The sequence below is a fragment of the Pseudomonas sp. LBUM1646 genome, assembly GCF_059716165.1.
The window spans coordinates 3,937,788-3,954,780 of sequence record NZ_CP166810.1 but is presented as its reverse complement, the minus strand read 5'-3'; the positions used below and the strand labels follow the sequence as shown (position 1 = coordinate 3,954,780).

At 61.4% G+C, this 16,993-nt stretch carries 16 protein-coding genes; 7 read left to right on the top strand and 9 right to left on the bottom strand.

Annotated elements, in window-relative coordinates; translation table 11 throughout:
• Positions 1-83: 83 nt before the first annotated feature.
• Positions 84-1,193 carry an agmatine deiminase gene (gene aguA, locus ACA071_RS17990; RefSeq protein ID WP_497640382.1) on the top strand — a complete coding sequence of 370 codons (1,110 nt, stop codon included), beginning with the start codon at positions 84-86 and terminating at the stop codon, positions 1,191-1,193.
• A 2-nt stretch (positions 1,194-1,195) separates the two neighbouring features.
• On the top strand, positions 1,196-2,293 hold the full coding sequence (locus ACA071_RS17985; RefSeq protein ID WP_497640381.1) for an extracellular solute-binding protein: 1,098 nt from the start codon (positions 1,196-1,198) through the stop codon (positions 2,291-2,293).
• Here ACA071_RS17985 and ACA071_RS17980 read toward each other — a convergent pair.
• The 5 genes from ACA071_RS17980 to ACA071_RS17960 form a co-directional block, all read right to left on the bottom strand.
• Complete coding sequence (locus ACA071_RS17980) at positions 2,268-2,912, bottom strand: DNA-3-methyladenine glycosylase family protein (RefSeq protein WP_497640380.1); 645 nt, start codon at positions 2,910-2,912, stop codon at positions 2,268-2,270. The genes ACA071_RS17985 and ACA071_RS17980 overlap by 26 nt on opposite strands.
• A 5-nt stretch (positions 2,913-2,917) precedes the next feature.
• The gene (locus ACA071_RS17975) at positions 2,918-3,721 is read right to left on the bottom strand and encodes an isocitrate lyase/PEP mutase family protein (RefSeq protein ID WP_497640379.1); all 804 of its coding nucleotides are present in this window, start codon (positions 3,719-3,721) and stop codon (positions 2,918-2,920) included.
• Positions 3,722-3,745: 24 nt separating this feature from the next.
• On the bottom strand, positions 3,746-4,828 hold the full coding sequence (locus ACA071_RS17970; RefSeq protein ID WP_497640378.1) for a bifunctional transcriptional activator/DNA repair enzyme AdaA: 1,083 nt from the start codon (positions 4,826-4,828) through the stop codon (positions 3,746-3,748).
• Between the two features lie 63 nt (positions 4,829-4,891).
• A complete protein-coding gene (locus ACA071_RS17965; RefSeq protein ID WP_497640377.1) occupies positions 4,892-5,932 on the bottom strand; it encodes a DMT family transporter in 1,041 nt (346 codons plus the stop codon).
• 130 nt (positions 5,933-6,062) lie between these two features.
• A complete protein-coding gene (locus ACA071_RS17960) occupies positions 6,063-6,683 on the bottom strand; it encodes a LysE family translocator (RefSeq protein ID WP_497640376.1) in 621 nt (206 codons plus the stop codon).
• A 215-nt stretch (positions 6,684-6,898) separates the two neighbouring features.
• Between ACA071_RS17960 and ACA071_RS17955 the strand changes: the two genes are divergently transcribed.
• The 4 genes from ACA071_RS17955 (at position 6,899) to ACA071_RS17940 (ending at position 10,571) form a co-directional block, all read left to right on the top strand.
• Positions 6,899-7,870, top strand: coding sequence for a tripartite tricarboxylate transporter substrate binding protein (locus ACA071_RS17955; RefSeq protein WP_497640375.1), 972 nt, complete (start codon positions 6,899-6,901; stop codon positions 7,868-7,870).
• Positions 7,867-8,361, top strand: a complete 495-nt coding sequence (locus ACA071_RS17950; RefSeq protein WP_497640374.1) for a tripartite tricarboxylate transporter TctB family protein — start codon at positions 7,867-7,869, stop codon at positions 8,359-8,361. The genes ACA071_RS17955 and ACA071_RS17950 overlap by 4 nt, the downstream gene beginning before the upstream one ends.
• Before the next feature lie 24 nt (positions 8,362-8,385).
• A complete protein-coding gene (locus ACA071_RS17945; RefSeq protein WP_497640373.1) occupies positions 8,386-9,894 on the top strand; it encodes a tripartite tricarboxylate transporter permease in 1,509 nt (502 codons plus the stop codon).
• Positions 9,895-9,983: 89 nt separating this feature from the next.
• On the top strand, positions 9,984-10,571 hold the full coding sequence (locus ACA071_RS17940) for a LysE family translocator (protein ID WP_497640372.1): 588 nt from the start codon (positions 9,984-9,986) through the stop codon (positions 10,569-10,571).
• 18 nt (positions 10,572-10,589) lie between these two features.
• On the opposite strand, the gene ACA071_RS17935 is transcribed toward ACA071_RS17940, so the two are convergent.
• The gene (locus ACA071_RS17935; RefSeq protein WP_497640371.1) at positions 10,590-11,423 is read right to left on the bottom strand and encodes an AraC family ligand binding domain-containing protein; all 834 of its coding nucleotides are present in this window, start codon (positions 11,421-11,423) and stop codon (positions 10,590-10,592) included.
• 162 nt (positions 11,424-11,585) lie between these two features.
• Here ACA071_RS17935 and ACA071_RS17930 point away from each other — a divergent pair, with 162 nt between their 5' ends.
• On the top strand, positions 11,586-12,944 hold the full coding sequence (locus tag ACA071_RS17930; protein ID WP_497640370.1) for an XAC2610-related protein: 1,359 nt from the start codon (positions 11,586-11,588) through the stop codon (positions 12,942-12,944).
• Positions 12,945-12,953: 9 nt separating this feature from the next.
• On the opposite strand, the gene ACA071_RS17925 is transcribed toward ACA071_RS17930, so the two are convergent.
• From ACA071_RS17925 to ACA071_RS17915, 3 genes are read right to left on the bottom strand one after another with little or no spacing between them, the layout of a single operon-like run.
• Positions 12,954-15,383 carry a TonB-dependent siderophore receptor gene (locus ACA071_RS17925; RefSeq protein WP_497645337.1) on the bottom strand — a complete coding sequence of 810 codons (2,430 nt, stop codon included), beginning with the start codon at positions 15,381-15,383 and terminating at the stop codon, positions 12,954-12,956.
• Positions 15,380-16,363 carry a FecR domain-containing protein gene (locus ACA071_RS17920; RefSeq protein WP_497640369.1) on the bottom strand — a complete coding sequence of 328 codons (984 nt, stop codon included), beginning with the start codon at positions 16,361-16,363 and terminating at the stop codon, positions 15,380-15,382. The genes ACA071_RS17925 and ACA071_RS17920 overlap by 4 nt, the downstream gene beginning before the upstream one ends.
• A 3-nt stretch (positions 16,364-16,366) precedes the next feature.
• Entirely contained in the window at positions 16,367-16,891 is a 525-nt protein-coding gene (locus ACA071_RS17915) for a sigma-70 family RNA polymerase sigma factor (RefSeq protein ID WP_497640368.1), read from the bottom strand.
• Positions 16,892-16,993: the final 102 nt, after the last annotated feature.

Genomic DNA, 16,993 nt, shown 5'->3' with positions numbered 1-16,993 from the left:
TTCCGAAATATTCATCGTTGGCGAGGAGTGTGCCGGCGACTTTAGCCTGTGGTCATTCCAATCCCCGCTGATGAGGTTTGCCCATGGCACGTTTGCTCGATTCCACCCCCAAGCACGATGGTTTCCGCCTGCCCGGCGAGTTCGAAACCAAATCCGGTTGCTGGCTCGGCTGGCCGGAGCGCACCGACGTCTGGCGCAACGGCGCCAAGCCTGCGCAGAAAGTCTGGGTGCAGATTGTCACTGCGATTTCCCAAAGCGAACCAGTCACCGTATGTGCCTCCGCCACGCAGTTCGCCACCGCGCGCCGGCAACTGCCGCCGCAAGTGCGGGTAGTGGAAATGACCTGCAACGACACCTGGTTTCGTGACAGTGGCCCGTGCTTTGTGGTCAACGACGCCAGCGGTGAAGTGCGCGGCGTGGATTTCGAGTTCAACGCGTATGGCGGCCTCGACGGCGGCTTGTATTACCCGTGGGACAAAGACGACCAGATCGCCAGCAAGATCCTCGAAATCGAACGCTTCGACCGTTACCGCGCCCCATTGATTGCCGAACTCGGCGGCATCCAGAGCGACGGCCAGGGCAGCATCCTCACCACCGAACAATGCCTGCTCAACCGCAATCGCAACCAACATCTGGGCAAAGAAGAAGTCACCCGGCGGCTGACCGATTACCTCGGCGCCGAGCAAATCATCTGGCTGCCACGGGGCTGCAAGTTCGACGAAACCGACGGCCACGTCGATGACCTCGCATGCTTCATCCGCCCCGGCGAAGTGGTGCTGCAATGGACCGATAATCGCGATGACCCGCAATGGGAAATCTATCAGGAGGCCTACGACATTCTGCGCAGTACCCGGGACAGTCGTGGCCGCGAGTTAATCGTGCACAAGTTGCCGCAACCGGATGTGCTGGAATGGACCGCCGAAGAAGCCGAAGGCCTCGATCAACAGGACAGCACCCATACCCGCCAGGCCGGGACGAAAATTTGCGCGTCGTACATCAACTATTACGCAGGCAACAGCTCGATTGTGGTGCCGTTGTTCGGTGATCGTCAGGATCAGGCTGCATTGGCGACCCTCGCCGAACTGTTCCCGCAGCACAAGATTGTCGGCATCGAAAACTCCCGGGAAATCCTCCTCGGCGGCGGCAACGTCGCCTGTATCACCATGCCGCAATACGCCGGGAAGGGAGCTTAATCATGGGCCTGCACAAACTGACTCAAGCGTTATTGCTGGTGCTTGCACCCCTGTGTGTGCAGGCCGCCGACACCGTCAAACCGGTGGTCAACCTGTACATCTGGGGCGAGTACCTGGCCCCGGACACCCTGAGTAATTTCGAGAAGCAGACCGGCATTCATGTGGTCGCCGATCATTTCGATTCCCTGGAAACCGTCGAGACCAAACTGCTCACCGGTCGCAGTGGTTACGATCTGGTGCTGACGGCGGGGCAGCACTTGTCCCGGGCTATCCAGAGCGGCGCGATCCAAACCGTGGACAAGCAGCAACTGCCGCATTTTGCCGGCGTCGGCGAGGAGTTTCGTCAGCACATGGCGGTGTTCGATCCGGGCAATCGCTACGCCGGAATCTACGCCTGGGGCACCACGGGCGTTGGCTATCAGGAAGAGGCGGTCAAGCACCGTCTGCCTGACGCGCCACGGGACAGTTGGGCAATGTTGTTCGATCCGGCAGTGGTGGCGAAATTCGCCGATTGCGGGGTCAGTCTGCTCAACGATCCCAACGAAGTGTTTGCGGCGGTCATGAAGTACATGGGCCTGGACATCAACCGCCAGAATCTCGATGACCTGAAACTCGCCGAACAGCAATTGGCGAAAATCCGGCCCTACATCCGCTACTTCGACAACGACCTGAACATCAGCGACCTGGCCAACGGCAATACCTGCGTGGCGATGTCGTGGAACGGCAACGTCGCCATCGCCGCCGGCCAGGCTGAGGCTGCGAACAAACCGTTCAAACTGAGTTACCGGATACCGAAGGAGGGCACGTTGATCTGGTTCGATGCCATGGTCATTCCCAAGGATGCGCCGCATCCGCAAGCGGGGCTGGCGCTGATGGATTACCTGATGACGCCGCAGGTGATTGCGCCGATCACCGACACCATCCACTACGCCAATGCGATTACCGCGGCGGACGGGTTGATTGATCCGGCGATTCGCAATGATCCGGGGACGTATCCGTCGGCTGCAGTGCGCGCGTCGCTGTATAGCAAGAATGACAACGGGAAGGTGTTTAACCGGGCGTTGATTCGGGCGTTCAGTCGGTTGAAGTCGGGGTTGTGAGGGGTGGTTTCGGCACCCGCCACAAGTACCACGCAGCCACCGTCCGATAAGGCTTCCAGTCCAACCCGATCTCAATCATCTGCCTACGAGTGGGCTGCACCTCCAGCCCCTTCATCCGCCGGTACCCCTCACGCACGCCAAAGTCATCCGCCGGCAAAATATCCGGCCGCTCCAGGCTGTAGATCAGCAACATTTCCACGGTCCAGCGGCCCACACCGCGCAGGGTGATCAGTCGCTCGATCAGCGCCTCATCGTCCATCGCCAACGCCGTGGCGTAATCCGGCACCACCCCGTCCAGGGTTGCCTGGGCAATGCCTTGAATGGTCGCAATCTTGCTGGCGGAAAACCCGCAACTACGCATCTGATCGAAGTCTGTCGCCAGAATCTGTTCAGGCCTCGGGAATGCACCTGAAGGAAACAACGCCAACAACCGCCCGACAATCGCATCCCCGGCCTTGGCATGCAGTTGCTGATAGGCAATCGCCCGCACCAGCGACTCATAAGGATCGCGCGCCGGATGGGGTTGATGCAGGCAGGGACCGATGGCGCTGATGTGCCGCTGCCAGTCGTCGTCGATAGACGCTAGAAAGGTACTGGCAGGCAGATAGAGATCGGGCATGGAGATCAAGATTTTTTGAGCAGGCCGTTAACCTCGCCATAAGTGAGCGCCTTGAGGTCGTGGCTATCGAGCTTGCCGGTTTCCAGAAAGCTTTTCGCCAAGGCTCCCATGGCGCCATACAGGAATTCAGCAATACCGGAACCGGCGCTCAACCGTCGCACACCGAGTTTTTTCAGCTCATCGGGCGACGGCAGGCTGGCATTGCCCAGCACGTTAACCGGCAGCGACGTGCCTTGGCATATCGCCCGGATCTCATACTCCGCCGTGACGCCCGCCGCGAATAACCCATCGGCCCCGGCAGCCTGATACAGCGCCGCACGCTTAAGCGTTTCGGCGACGCGATCTTCGGCGGGCACCAGGCTCTTGAGGTACACGTCGGTGCGGGCGTTGATAAACAACTTCACGCCCCGACGTTCGGCGACCTGCCGGGCGATCTCGATCTTGCGCACCAGCAACTCCGGTGGGGAGGCGCCATCCTCGATATTGATGCCGATGGCGCCGGCAGCGATCACCGCGTCGATCACTTCAGCGACCCGCACCAGGTCATCGGAGTAACCGGCCTCGATATCCACGGTCAGCGGCACGCTAATGACTCGCGCAATCGACTCGACCGTCGCCACCAACCGTTCGAGGGGCAGGCTGTTGCCGTCCTGATAACCATGGGCCCAAGCCACCGCCGCGCTGCTGGTGGCCACGGCTTTGCTGCCCAGTTGTTCCACCAGCCGCGCCTCGGTGGCATCGGCGACGTTGGTGAGGATCAGCAAGCCGTCCTGATGCAGCCTGTGGAACTGTTGGTCGAACGCTTCCATCGAATTTCCTTCCCTATGAAATGATCAGAATGCCAACTGTTGAGTGATCTGCACGGCGGCTTTTTCCAGCCTGAGTAGAAACGCCTTGCGCGGTTGTCCACCACCATAGCCGGTCAGCGAACCGTCGGTGCCGATCACCCGATGACAGGGCAGCACAATCGCCAGGAGATTATGCCCGTTGGCCAAGCCCACGGCGCGGCTGGCACCGGGTTTGCCAAGCAGCGCGGCGATAGCGCCATAAGTGCTGGTGTGGCCGTAGGGGATCTGTGCCAGTTCGGCCCAGACCTGTCGGGCAAACTCGCTGCCCGGCAAGTGCAACGGCACCGTGAATTCGGTCAGTTGCCCGGCGAAATACTGCGCCAGTTCGGTCTCGATTTGCTTCAAGTGACCGTTGTGTCCTGGGGCCACGACGTAGCCATACCGGTTTTGCAGTTCTTCGACTTCCTTAGTCAGTGCCGGACGATCGAGAAACTCCAGCAGCACCAACCCACGCCGTTCAGCCATGGCAATCATCGGCCCCAGTGGCGTGGTCAGCCGGGTGAACAGCAACGGCTCGCTATTGGCCGCGCGGCCCGGGGTGATATGAAAGGACTTTTGGAAAGCATCGCGAAAACCGCTCAGGGATTCGTAGCCGGAATCGAAGGCCACGTTGTCGATGGACTCGCCCTGCTTGATCCCGCCCAACGCCATGCCCAGGCGCCGGGTGCGCAGCCAGGCGTGGAAGGTCATGCCGAAATGCTGCTTGAACCAGCGCCGCAATTTGAGTGGCTCGATGCCTTCGGCTTGCAACTGCGCGTCGGTCCAGCGCTGGTCCGGCTCGGCATCAACCTGTTTAAGCAGCCGCTGCACCCAATCCGGCGCGATGGCCGCCGCATCCAGCGGCTTGCAGCGCAGGCAGGCGCGATAGCCGGCGGACATGCACTCATCGGCGTGGGCGAAGAACTCGACGTTCTCCGGCTTGGGTTTGCGCGCCGTGCAACTGGGGCGGCAGAAAATCCCGGTGGTTTTGACCGCAGTAAAAAACACCCCCTCGTAGGCGGTGTCTCGTTCGAGCATGGCGCGAACCATCTCGGCGTGGGGTGGCAGCACAGCGTTTTGTAGGTTCATGGGGTGAGCATAGGGCTGGTCGTGGGTGGCCTCCACCGGAAAATCGACAGCGAATTCATCAGGCTAATGTCGATGCCGATGATGGATATCCGGGAAGTGCGGATGACTATGGTGCATGGGCGTGTGTTCATGTTCGTGGCTGTGGGGCTCGGTGCCGTCCCATTCGAACGGATGCTCATGCTGGTGATGCTCATCATGCACATGCCGATGGCCGTGCTTAAGCGCCTCGTGTTGATGGTCGTGGGCGTGGCTTTCCTTCAGGTGAATCCACACCCCGAGGCCCATCAGCAGGGCGGCGGCCCAGAACGTCAGCGTCACCGGTTCACCCAGCAGCACAATGGCGATTGCCGCGCCGAGGAACGGCGCCGTGGAAAAGTACGCGCCGGTGCGTGCAGTGCCCAGCCCGCGCAGGGCCAACACGAACAGCACCAGACTGATGCCGTAGCCGAGGAAACCGACGATCAGGGTTGGCCCAAGCACATCGAACTGCGGCAGTTTGGCGCCCAAGATCAGCGCCAGGCTGCAATTGACCAGTCCGGCGACCAAGCCCTTGATGCCGGCAATGAATAGCGCATCCGACGCCGAAACCTTGCGCGTCAGGTTGTTATCGACGGCCCAGCAGGCACAGGCCAGCGCCACCGCCAACGGCCCGATCCAGCCCTGTGTTTGCGTCGAACCTTGCGGCCAGGCCAGCAGCAAGCCACCGGCCACAATCGCCAGCATCCCGGCGACGATGCGCCGGTCGGCGTTCTCCTTGAATACGACCCAGGCCAGCACGGCGGTGAGCACCGATTCGAGGTTGAGCATCAGCGAGGCTGTAGCGCCGGAGGTCAGCGTCAGGCCGAACATCAGCGCCACCGGCCCCAGCACGCCGCCAAAGGCGATAGCGCCGATCAGCCAGGGCCATTCAGACGCCTTGAGACCGCTGGGCTGCCAGCGGCGGTCGCGGATCAACCGGACCAGGGTCAGGCCCACGCCGCTGCCCAGGTACAACAACCCGGCCAGCAGGATCGGCGAGAGGTTCAGCCCCAACAACTTGGCCAGCGGCGTACTGGCACCGAACAGCGCGGCGGCGCCGAGGGCGTAGATGATGTTCAGGTTCATTGAGGGCATCCTGAAAAGGGGCAACGTGACCGGTAGGAGCGAAGTTTGCTCGCGAGAGCGGTCTGTCTGACACATAAATATTGAATGTGCCGACGCTTTCGCAAGCAAGCTTCGCTCCTGCAGGGTGGTGTCAGGCCCTGCGCGCCATCAACAACACCGAAGCCGCCGCCGACAACAACCCCGCGCAGCAACGGTTGAAGATCCGCTTGCCCCGCGGTTCGGCGAACCAGCGGCGCATGTGCAGGCCCATGTAGGCGTAGGCGCTGATGGCGACCCACTCCAGCATCAGGAACAGCGCGCCAAGCACCGCGAATTGCGGTGTTATCGCTCGAGTCGGGTCGACGAATTGCGGGAGAAACGCGGTGAAGATCAGGATCGCCTTCGGATTACCCGCCGCCACCAGGAACTCCTGGCGCGCCAATGCCAGCATCCCCACTGGCGCGCCGGCCACTACGTTTTGCGCGCCAGGATCGGCCCGCCACAGCTGCCAGGCGAGATAGAACAAATACGCCGCCCCCAGAATCTTGATTCCGTAGAACAACAGTTCGGACGTTTGCAGCACCACCGCCAGCCCGGCCGAGGCGAGGGCGATCATCCCGGCAAATGCGAGCAAGCGCCCGACCCCGGCCACACAGGCGCGGCGATAGCCATAGCGGGTGGAGTTGCTGACGGATAGCAGATTGTTCGGGCCGGGGGCCATGTTCAAGGCAAAGCAGGCAGGGACAAACAGGGTGAGGGTGGCGAGGTCCATGATGGGGGCTCCTGATCCGGGAACCCTTTTTTTATCACGGATGGAAGGGGAGCCGGACCATACAGTGATGGACGCAAGTCGCCGTACACTTGGCCTTCACGTCAAAAAACCGATCTATGACCTACGCTGTCCACAGACACATGTTCAGTGAGCAGGGCTTGCTCCTGAGCGAGATTCAACCGCCGTCCCAAAATAACAAGAGCAGGAGACCAGCCATGCAGGCCATGTTCCGTCGATTCACCCGCTCCATCGCTGTCGCCGTGACCACGGCCGCGCTCGCCACGCCGGTCTTTGCGTTGGACACCGTCAAGTTCATGGCCCCGGGCTCCGTGGGCGGCGGCTATGACCAGACCGCCCGTGACTTGGGCAAAGCCTTGGTCGAAGCCAAAGCGGCCAAATCCGTCACATTCGAGAACAAGGGCGGGGCCGGCGGGACGTTGGGTTTGGCGCAGTTTGCCAACAGCACCAAGGGCGATCCTAATGCGTTGCTGGTGGTCGGCGCGATTATGGTCGCGGGCATTGAACAGAACAAACCGCAAATTACCTTGAAGGACGTCACCCCGATTGCCCGGCTGTTTACCGAATACAACGTGATTGCCGTACGCAAGGAGTCCGAGTTCAAAACCCTGGACGACTTGCTCAAGGCGTTCAAGGAAAAACCCTCGAGCATCACTTGGGGCGGTGGCTCCAAAGGCTCGATCGATCACATCGGCATCGCCGATCTGGCCGGCAAAATGGACATTCCCGTGAACAAGGTCAACTACGTTGCCTTCGCCGGTGGCGGGGAAGTCGTGGCCCAGGTCTTGGGCGGCCAGATCAAGGTGATCACCGGTGGCTATGCCGAACTGGGGCAATACATCAAGAACGGCCAGTTCCGGGTGCTCGCCATCGGCGCGCCCGCACGCGTTGAAGGCATCGATGCTCCGACGCTTAAAGAGAAAGGCTACGACGTGATTATCGGCAATTGGCGCGGTGTGTACGGCGCCGCCAACCTCACGCCCGAGCAGCGCCAGGAAGTGACTGGCGCCGTGCTGGCCGCCGCCAAGACCAAAGGCTGGCAGGACAACGTCACCATCAACGCCTGGTCACCGAGCATCCTGACCGGGGATGACTTCGGCAAATTCGTCGACGAAGAACACGTGCGACTGCGGGCGATGCTGGTTGAGGTCGGGCTGATTTCGAAATGACCACGCCGCGCAAGACAGTCCCGGCGCAATTGGCGATTGGCGTCGGTGTGATAGCCATCAGCGCCGTGTTGGCGGTCGGCGCGTTCCGTTTTCCGGCGGAGATGGGTTTCGTCATTCTCGGTGCCCACGTTTATCCCTACGCCTTGGCCGCGTTCCTCGGCGTCGTCGGTCTGTTGCTGAGCTATCAAGCGGTCAGTGGTGGTTTTCGCGAACTGGCCGACCACGATGACGAAAGTGCCAAAGCGTTGCCCGGCGGCAAACTCGGCGCGGCGTGGGTCACCGGCGGATTGGTTGCGGTGGCCGTGCTGATTAACCTCATCGGCTTCGTGCTGGCAGCCGGATTGCTGTTTGCCTGTTCCGCACGGGGCTTTGGCAGCCGTCGGCCGCTGCGGGATCTGGCCATCGGCATTGCCTTGACGCTACCGATTTACTGGCTGTTCAACGCCGGGCTTGGGGTCTCCCTTCCGCCCCTGGTCAACGCCTGGATTTGATGCAGGCCTAAGGAGGTCGACAAGGTGGACATTCTCGCAAGCCTGGCCATTGGTTTTTCCGCTGCGCTGACACCGATCAATCTGATGTGGGGCTTTATCGGTTGTTTGCTCGGCACCGCGATTGGTGTCTTGCCGGGTATCGGCCCGGCGCTGACCGTGGCGTTACTGCTGCCGATCACCGCCAAGGTCGACCCGACCGGGGCGTTGATCATGTTCGCCGGGATCTATTACGGCGCGCAGTTTGGCGGTTCTACCACCTCGATCCTGCTCAATACGCCGGGGGAATCGTCGTCGATGGTCACGGCGCTTGAAGGCAACCTCATGGCCCGCAACGGCCGCGCCGGACCGGCCCTGGCCACCGCAGCGATAGGCTCATTCGTCGCGGGTACTATCGCGACGATCTTGCTGACCCTGTTTGCCCCCCTCGTGGCCACGCTGGCGCTCAAGTTTGGTCCGGCGGAATATTTCGCCATCCTGGTGCTGTCCTTCACCACGGTGTCGGCGGTGCTTGGCGCTTCGATGCTGCGCGGGTTCGCCTCGCTGGGGATTGGCCTGATGGTGGGCCTGATCGGCCTCGACGCGACCTCGGGCATTGCCCGCTACACCTTGGGCGTGCCGGAACTGGTGGATGGCATCGAAGTGGTGCTGGTGGCCGTGGGTTTGTTTGCCGTGGGCGAGGCGTTGTACAGCCTGCTGTATCAAAAAGAGGAAACCTCCGGGCGGCACCGCTTGACCTCATTGTGGATGACCCGCGCCGACTGGAAACGCTCGATCCCCGCCTGGCTGCGCGGAACCCTGATCGGTTTTCCCTTTGGTTCGATTCCGGCGGGTGGCGCTGAAATTCCGACGTTTCTGTCGTATTCCGCCGAACGCAAACTGAGCAAGTACCCGAAAGAGTTTGCCGGCAGCAAGGGCGAGGGCGCGATTGAGGGCGTCGCCGGTCCCGAGGCGGCCAACAACGCCAGCGCCACCGGTTCGTTGGTGCCGCTGCTGACACTCGGCATTCCCACTTCGGCCACGGCGGCGATCTTGTTGGCGGCCTTCCAGAACTACAACCTGCAACCAGGGCCGATGCTGTTCCAGACCTCCGGCGAACTGGTCTGGACCCTCGTGGCCTCGTTGTACATCGGCAACGTCATCCTGCTGGTGTTGAACCTGCCGCTGGTGGGCCTGTGGGTCAAACTGCTGCAAATCCCCCGACCCTATTTGAACGCCGGCATTCTGGTGTTCGCCACCATTGGCGTGTACGGCATGCGCCATTCGTCCTTCGACCTGCTGCTGATGCTGGCCATCGGCTGGGGCGGGGTGTTGATGCGGCGTTTCGACTTTCCTGTCGCCCCGGTGATCGTCGGCATGCTGCTGGGGCCGATGGCCGAGAAGCAGTTGCGCAACGCCTTGTCCATCAGCGAGGGCGACTGGACGATTTTCGTCACGCAACCCATCGCGGCCTCGTTTCTGGCACTGACGCTGTTGGTGCTGGTGGTGCCACACCTGCTGCATGCCCGTGGGATCAAATTGCACGAGGACGATTGAGCCATCGTGTTGGGCAGTTTTCTTCAATACGTGGGGCCGGGCGCTCTTTACCTTGAGCGCTGTTCCCACTGAATTGAAGAAGGTCTGTGATGAGTCTGATGATGTCCATGGCGGCGTTTGCACTGGTCGCTTCGATAACACCGGGGCCAGTGAATATTGTGGCGTTGAGTTCCGGGGCGCAGTTTGGTTTTCGTGCCAGTCAGCGGCATGTGGCGGGGGCGACGCTGGGTTTCGTGCTGTTGTTGGTGCTGATGGGTTTGGGCTTGCATGAGGTATTACGGCGCTGGCCGGCGCTGACGCAAATCGTGCAATGGGCGGGCGTGGCGTTCCTGTTGTTCATGGCCTACAAGTTGGCCGCCGACAACGGCCAGCTCGATGCAAAGGACTCAGGTCGGGCGCCATCGATGCTCTACGGGGCGGTGATGCAATGGCTCAACCCGAAAGCCTGGCTGGCTTGTGTGGCAGGGATGGGCGCGTTTGTCGCCGATGGCGAGGCGCGGCTGGTCTGGCAATTCGCGGCGGTGTATTTGGTGGTTTGTTACCTGTCGGTCGGCTGCTGGGCCTATGCCGGGACGTTTTTGCGTGGCTACCTGAATAATCCGGCGGGGATGCGCCTGTTCAATCGGAGCATGGCGCTGCTGCTGGCGGTGAGTGCGATCTACCTGATGTTGCCGTAGTGCGCGGGTGTTAAAGCATCAGCCCCGATACTGCCCCGGCGTCGCTGCCAGATGTTGTTTGAACACCCGCTGAAAGTGCGCCTGATCGGCAAACCCGGCTTCCAGTGCCACATCCGCAATCAGCTTGCCGCTGCGCAATCGGTCCCGGGCAAACTGGATGCGCCGGTTGACCAGAAACGCATGGGGCGTCATGCCGTAATGCTGTTTGAATGCGCGGATCAGGTAAGACGGCGATAGCTGCGCCGCCTCGCAAATATCTTCAAGCTTGAGCAGCTGTGTGCAATTGTCGCGGATGTAATCGGCGGCCCGTTCCAGTTTGAAATTGGGTTCGCGCAGCGGCTGATCGTTCGGGTTGAGGCGCTGCTGCACGTCGGTGAAAAACTCCACCGTCGCGCTGTGTTTACGCAACACATCGTGCTGATCATCGACCAACACCTCATACAAACCCTTGAGCCCGGCAAACAGGCTGGCGTCGCGCAGGTGGGTGATGGAAAACCGCCGAAACGCCTGGTCCTGGCTAAACCCCAGTTGATGCTGCAAGTCAGTCAGCCACGGTGTCTCGACGTAGAGCATCAGGTATGACCAGGGCTGGTCGTCGATGGGGTTGCAGGCGTGGACATCGCCAGGGTTCATCAGCACCACGGTGCCGGCGCTGACCTCGAATGCCGATTGCTCATGCACATACGTGCTGCGCCCGGCGGTGATTGCGCCGATGGAAAAGTGCTCATGGGAATGCCGGGCGTAGCAGACCTCGCGGCCATCGGCGATGGCCCGGGCCTCGATGAAGGGCAGGGCATCGTCGCGCCAGAAACGCGGGGCTTTGTCGGCATCTTTGGCAACGGTGTGTTTCATCGTCGGCGTCCTGGGTAGCTCATCGCACGAGTGTATTAGCTCTCGCCGCTAAAGGCGCGTGGCGATGTCGGGTTTTTGATCGAAGAGTTGGCGAACAATATCGGCCTGCACCGTTTGTCGCTAGACTGGCCGCCCCGATTTGCCGCAAGGACGCTCAGCATCATGGTTGCCCCTCGTTTATTGGCTATCGCCTGCCTGCTCGCCAGCGCTGGCGCGAGTGCCGCGCCGCTGACTTATCACCTCACCGATCCCGCGCAGAAATATGCCATCGAGGTGCTGTTCCCGCAGCCTCCTGCAAAAAGCTACGAGGGAGCGCCGGCGCAGATCACCTTGCGCGACAAAACCAGTGGCCAGGTACTGCAGCGCATCGACTCGCCCGAGGCGTTTGCCGTCTACAAACCTGACAGCCAGGAATTGGAAATCAACCAGGCCCCGGCCTACGGCGATCAGAGCCTGTTGTTTTTCGAGGACTTCAATTTCGACGGGCAACAGGATCTGGCCGTACGCAACGGCAGCGAGGGCGGTTATGGCGGCCCGTCCTATGACATTTACCTGTCTGATCCGGCGAGCCCGACGTTGGTCTTCAGCCCGGGGTTCTCTTCCCTGACCCGCGATAACCAATTGGGCATGTTCGAGACAGACCCGCCAGCGAAGCGCTTGTACACCCGTTCGAAACGAGGCTGCTGCTGGCATCAAAGCGCGACGTGGCAGATCGCGAATAATGAACCGGTGATGGTCGGCGAAAAGATCGAAGCGATGCAGATGCCGACGCAAGCCAATCCCTATATGCCATTGGGCTACCTGGATGTCACCGAGCGCGAACTCAAGGAGGGTCAGTGGATCGAGCACCGCTCTGTCGAGGGCCCATACACCGAGCCGCCATTGACGTTTCGCGGCACCCTGAACGACATGATCGCGTTCGAACTCTGGTGGCAAATCCAGGGCGAGGTGTACATCGGTGAAGTTCGTTATGGCAAAAACGGCAGCGGCAAACCGATCCGGCTAGTCGGCGAGTCCCTCGAGGGTCGCGGTGTGTTGCTGCATGAATTGGACGATGACGGGCAGATCACCGGCGACTGGTCCCTGAAAGACGAACCGGACGGACAGGGTATTTACACAGGCACCTGGCGCAGCGCCAAGCGCGAGTTCAACGCCAAAATGCGTCTCGCCGAATTCAAGATTGCGCCGCAGAAACTTGAAGGGGTGGCCAACAATCAGCGTGAAGGTGAGTACCGGCTGACCAATTTTGAAGCGAGACTAATCAGCGAGCTGTCGGTGAAAATACTGCCGGGAATCGATAATGGACCCGAGACTGCCGATATCACACTCGACTACGCCCAGCTCAAGGATCCACCGAGCGAAATCCATTATCAGTCGGCGTTGCTGGCGGGCAATCTGGCCATTGTCCTGGACGCCCAGGGTGGGCCGGTCTTTCGCCTGCAGTTGCTCAACGGAGCGGCGATCGTGACGGGTTACGGCGAGTACCGGAAATACGGCGGCAGCTACGTAAAAACCCCCTGAGGCGCGGCGCTAGAAATCCCACTTGGTCGTCAGTTGCACGCTGCGCGGCTCCCCATAAAACCCGGTGCCAAAATTGCCGAGACCGGTGTAATAGGTCTTGTCGAACAGATTCTTCACATTGAGCGTGGTGCTCAGGTGCTCGTTGAAGCGGTAGCGCGCCATCACATCCACCAGGTAATAACTCTCCTGGGTAATGCGCGCGTATTGGCCGCTGTCGTTGGGATTCGGCTGGAACACATTGCCAAAAAACTCGCTCTGCCAGTTCACCCCGCCACCGACGGTGAGGTTGTCCCAGACGCCGGGTAAGCGATACGTGCTGAACACCCGCACCACTTGCTCGGGCGCGGTGGTTTGCAGCACGGAGCCATAGACGTAATCGCCCTTGGCGTCGCGGGTGTGGTTGTAGGTGTAGCCGGCCGAGAGTTTCCAGCCGTCCAGCACTTCACCGGCCACCTCGAATTCGAAACCCTTGGTGGTCGCGCCTTGCACCGCGCGGTACACCGACTCGGTATCGACACCGCTGACGTACTCGGCGAGGTTGTCCTGTTCGATGCGGAACAACGCAAAACGGGCGTTCAGCCGCCCGCCAAAATATTCTGCCTTGATGCCGGCTTCATAAGCGTCGCCTTCGACCGGGTCGAGCAGTTGTCGATTGACGTCCTTGCTCATCTGCGGCTGATAAATGTTGGTGTAGCTGGCGTACACCGAGTAAGTGTCGTCGAGGTCGAAGATCAACCCGGCATAGGGTGTGACCACACCGGTCTGGCGGTAGCGGTCACGCACGTCCGGCCTGCCGGGATCGGTGTAGTCGAGGTGATCGCTGCCCTTGAAATCGCTGACCCGCCCGCCGAGGATCAGCGCCAGATCGTCGGTCAGTTTCAAGCGCGTGGCAAGGTAGGCGCCGGTCTGGCGCTGGACGATGTCGTCACGGCCGATCTGGGGAATGTCCGGCTTCGGGAACTCACCACGCCAGTCGAAAATGCTGCCATCCAGCGCCGGGTAGACCGAGCCGTGAACCGGAATGTCCTGGCGGGTGTTCATCGCTATGAAGCCGGCGATCAACTCGTGCTCGCGCCCGAACAGGCTAAACGGGCCGCTGAGGTTGACGTCGAGGTTGTCCTGCACCTCATCACCCTTGAACTTGCCCATGTACATGAACATGCCGTCCCCTGTGACCGGGTCCGGATTGCCGCCACTGGCCGAGGCGAGAAAGGTGTCGTGCTGGCGGTGTTTGCGGTCGTAGCTGACTTTCAGTTTCCAGTCATTGGCCAGTTGCTGTTCCAGCGCGGCGAATAGCGTCTGATTGGTGAAGTCGCGGCGGCTCCAGTCGGTGGCCGGGTTGAACGAGCGTGAGAAGTGCGTGCGCGAACCGTCGCTGTTGAACATCGGGAAACCGGTCCAGCTCGCACCTCGTGATCGGGTGTTTTGCTGGTCGATACCAAAGGTGAGCAAGGTGTCCGGGGTCAAGTCGGCTTCGAGGATGCCGTAGGCGATGTCCTTGGTGTTTTGATAGTGGTCGGCGTGGGCGCTACGATCCTGATAAACCCCGACGAAACGTCCGCGCACATTGCCGCTTTCGCTCAGCGGCCCGGATATGTCGCCCTCGCTGCGGTAGCTGTCCCAGGAACCGACGCTGCCGCTGACCGAGGCCTTGAAGGACTTGGTCGGGCGCTTGCGGATCAGGTTGACGCTGGCCGACGGGTCGCCCGATCCGGTCATCAGGCCGGTGGCGCCCTTGATGATGTCGACGCGGTCGAAGGTGGCCATGTCGGTGCTGGTGGTGCCGTAATCGTAGACGCCGTCGTAGTCGGTATTGACGCCGTCGTACTGGAAATTGGTGATCGGCAGGCCACGGCTGGAAAACTCCCAACGCTCGCTGTCGTAGTTCTGCACGCTGATGCCGGGGGCGCGGCGCAGCACGTCGGCGATGCTGGTGCCGCCCTGATCGTCCATCTGCTGGCGGGTGATCACCGTCACCGATTGCGGGGTTTCGCGCAAGGACAGCGGCAGGCCAGTGGCGGAGGAGGTCGAACCGGTGGTGTAGGCGTGGGTGTCTTCGGTGATGGCGCCGAGGCCAGGAGCCGCGATATTCGTCGCATCAAGTTCCAAAAGGCCTTCGGGTGCGGTTTGCAGGACATAACCGCCACCGGCTTGGGGCTGGGCTTGCAGATTGCTGCCTTGCAACAGGCGCTGCAAGGCTTGCTGCTCGGTGAAATCGCCATTCAAGCCTGGACTGCGTTTGCCGCTGGCCAGGTCATTGTGGCCAGCGAGGAAAATCCCGGCCTGTTCGGCAAAGCGGTTGAGCACGCTGACCAGTGAGCCGGCGGCGATCGCGTAATGACGCTTCTGGCTGGCGGACGGCTCACTGGCGGCGGGGGCAATGCATGGCGCAAGACTCACTGCCAGTGCGAGCGCGAACGAACGGGCGTTGCGAATCATGCCCTCGGGCCGACGCTGACCCACCAGTCCAAGGCCTTCTGCACCCGGATCGGCAGCGCCGCTTCCAGCAGGCGCAGGGCCTGATCGGTGTCCTTGAGTGGGAACGAGCCCATCACCGGCAACCCGGCGATGGCCGGATCGCACGCCAGATGCCCTGGCCGGTAGCGACTCAATTGCTCGATCAATTGCCCCAGCGGCAGGTTATCCGCCAGCAACACCCCGCGACGCCAGGCTTCACGCCCCGCGGCGGCGGGCGTCGCGGCAGGCGTGTGGTGTTCGGTGAAGGCCAGTTGTTGCCCGGCTTCGACGATCTGCACCTGACCGTGCAGAGTGCGGACTTCGACCGCGCCTTCGTAGACGTTCAGCAACGTGCGCTGTTCCTCCTGACGCACGCTGAAGCGCGTCCCCAGCGCACGCATCTGGCCTTGCGCGGTCTGCACCAGGAACGGTCGGCGGCTGTCTTTGGCGGTGTCGATTAACACTTCTCCGCAACGCAGCAACAGCAACCGTTGCGCGTCATCGAAGCGGACATTGAGCGCGCTCAGGGCGTTGAGCCAGATCCGGCTGCCATCGCCGAGCAGGCTTTCCCGGGTTTCGCCGGTGCCGGTGGCGAGGTCGGCGGTCCAGCGGCCCAGGGTGTCCGGCAACGACGTCTGTCGCCACGCGCCCCAGCCCAACAGGCTGCCCGATGCCAGGATAAGCAGGCTCTTGAGGGATTGGCGGCGGGTGATCGATGAGCGCCCGGTGGTGCGCAAGACATGCCCGGCGGCGTGTTGCTGATCTTCCTCAAGCGCCGCGAAGCGTTGGCCGACCCGCTCGACGTAGCGCCAGGCTTGCTGGTGTTCGCCGCTTTGCGCCAGCCAGGCTTGCCAGCGTTCGCGGTCCTGTTCGCCGGTCTGTAGATCGTGCAGTTGCACATACCATTGGGCCGCCTGTTCGAGGCTGGCGTGGCTGATGCTGTTCGGGGAAGGGCGGGACATGGGTTACTCGATCAGCAGGCCGTCGAGTTCGGCCTCCAGCATCGCGCAATGCATCAACGCTTGGGCCAGGTACTTTTTCACCATGCGCTCGCACACACCGATTTCCTCGGCGATGGCGCGGTAGGGCAGGCCATGGACCTGGGCCAGGATGAATGCATCGCGCACCCGCGCCGGCAACCGTTGCAGCATGGCGTCCACTTCATAGAGGGTTTCGACGATGATCGCCCGTTGCTCCGGCGAGGGCTGCACGGCTTGAGGACGCGCGGCCAGGGTGTCGAGCCAGGCTTGTTCGAGCTGACGACGGCGCCAGTGATCGATGCACAGACCTCGGGCGATGGTCGCCAGATAAGAGCGCTCACGGGTTTGGCAGTCGAATGCCGGTGGGCGTTTGAGCACCCGGATAAAGGTGTCATGCGCCAGGTCCGCGGCATCGAAGGCGTTATTCAAACGTCGGCGCAGCAACTCATGCAACCAGCGGTGATGAGCGAGGTAGAGGTTCTGAACGCAGGAAGATTCGGCGACCGTCATCGTGAGCACATGTCCATGGGCGACGTGCGCCTTCGGTGCAAATAAGAATTGGTCGCGATTAAACCAAATGGTCTGTTTCTTCGCAAATGATATTGGTTTGCT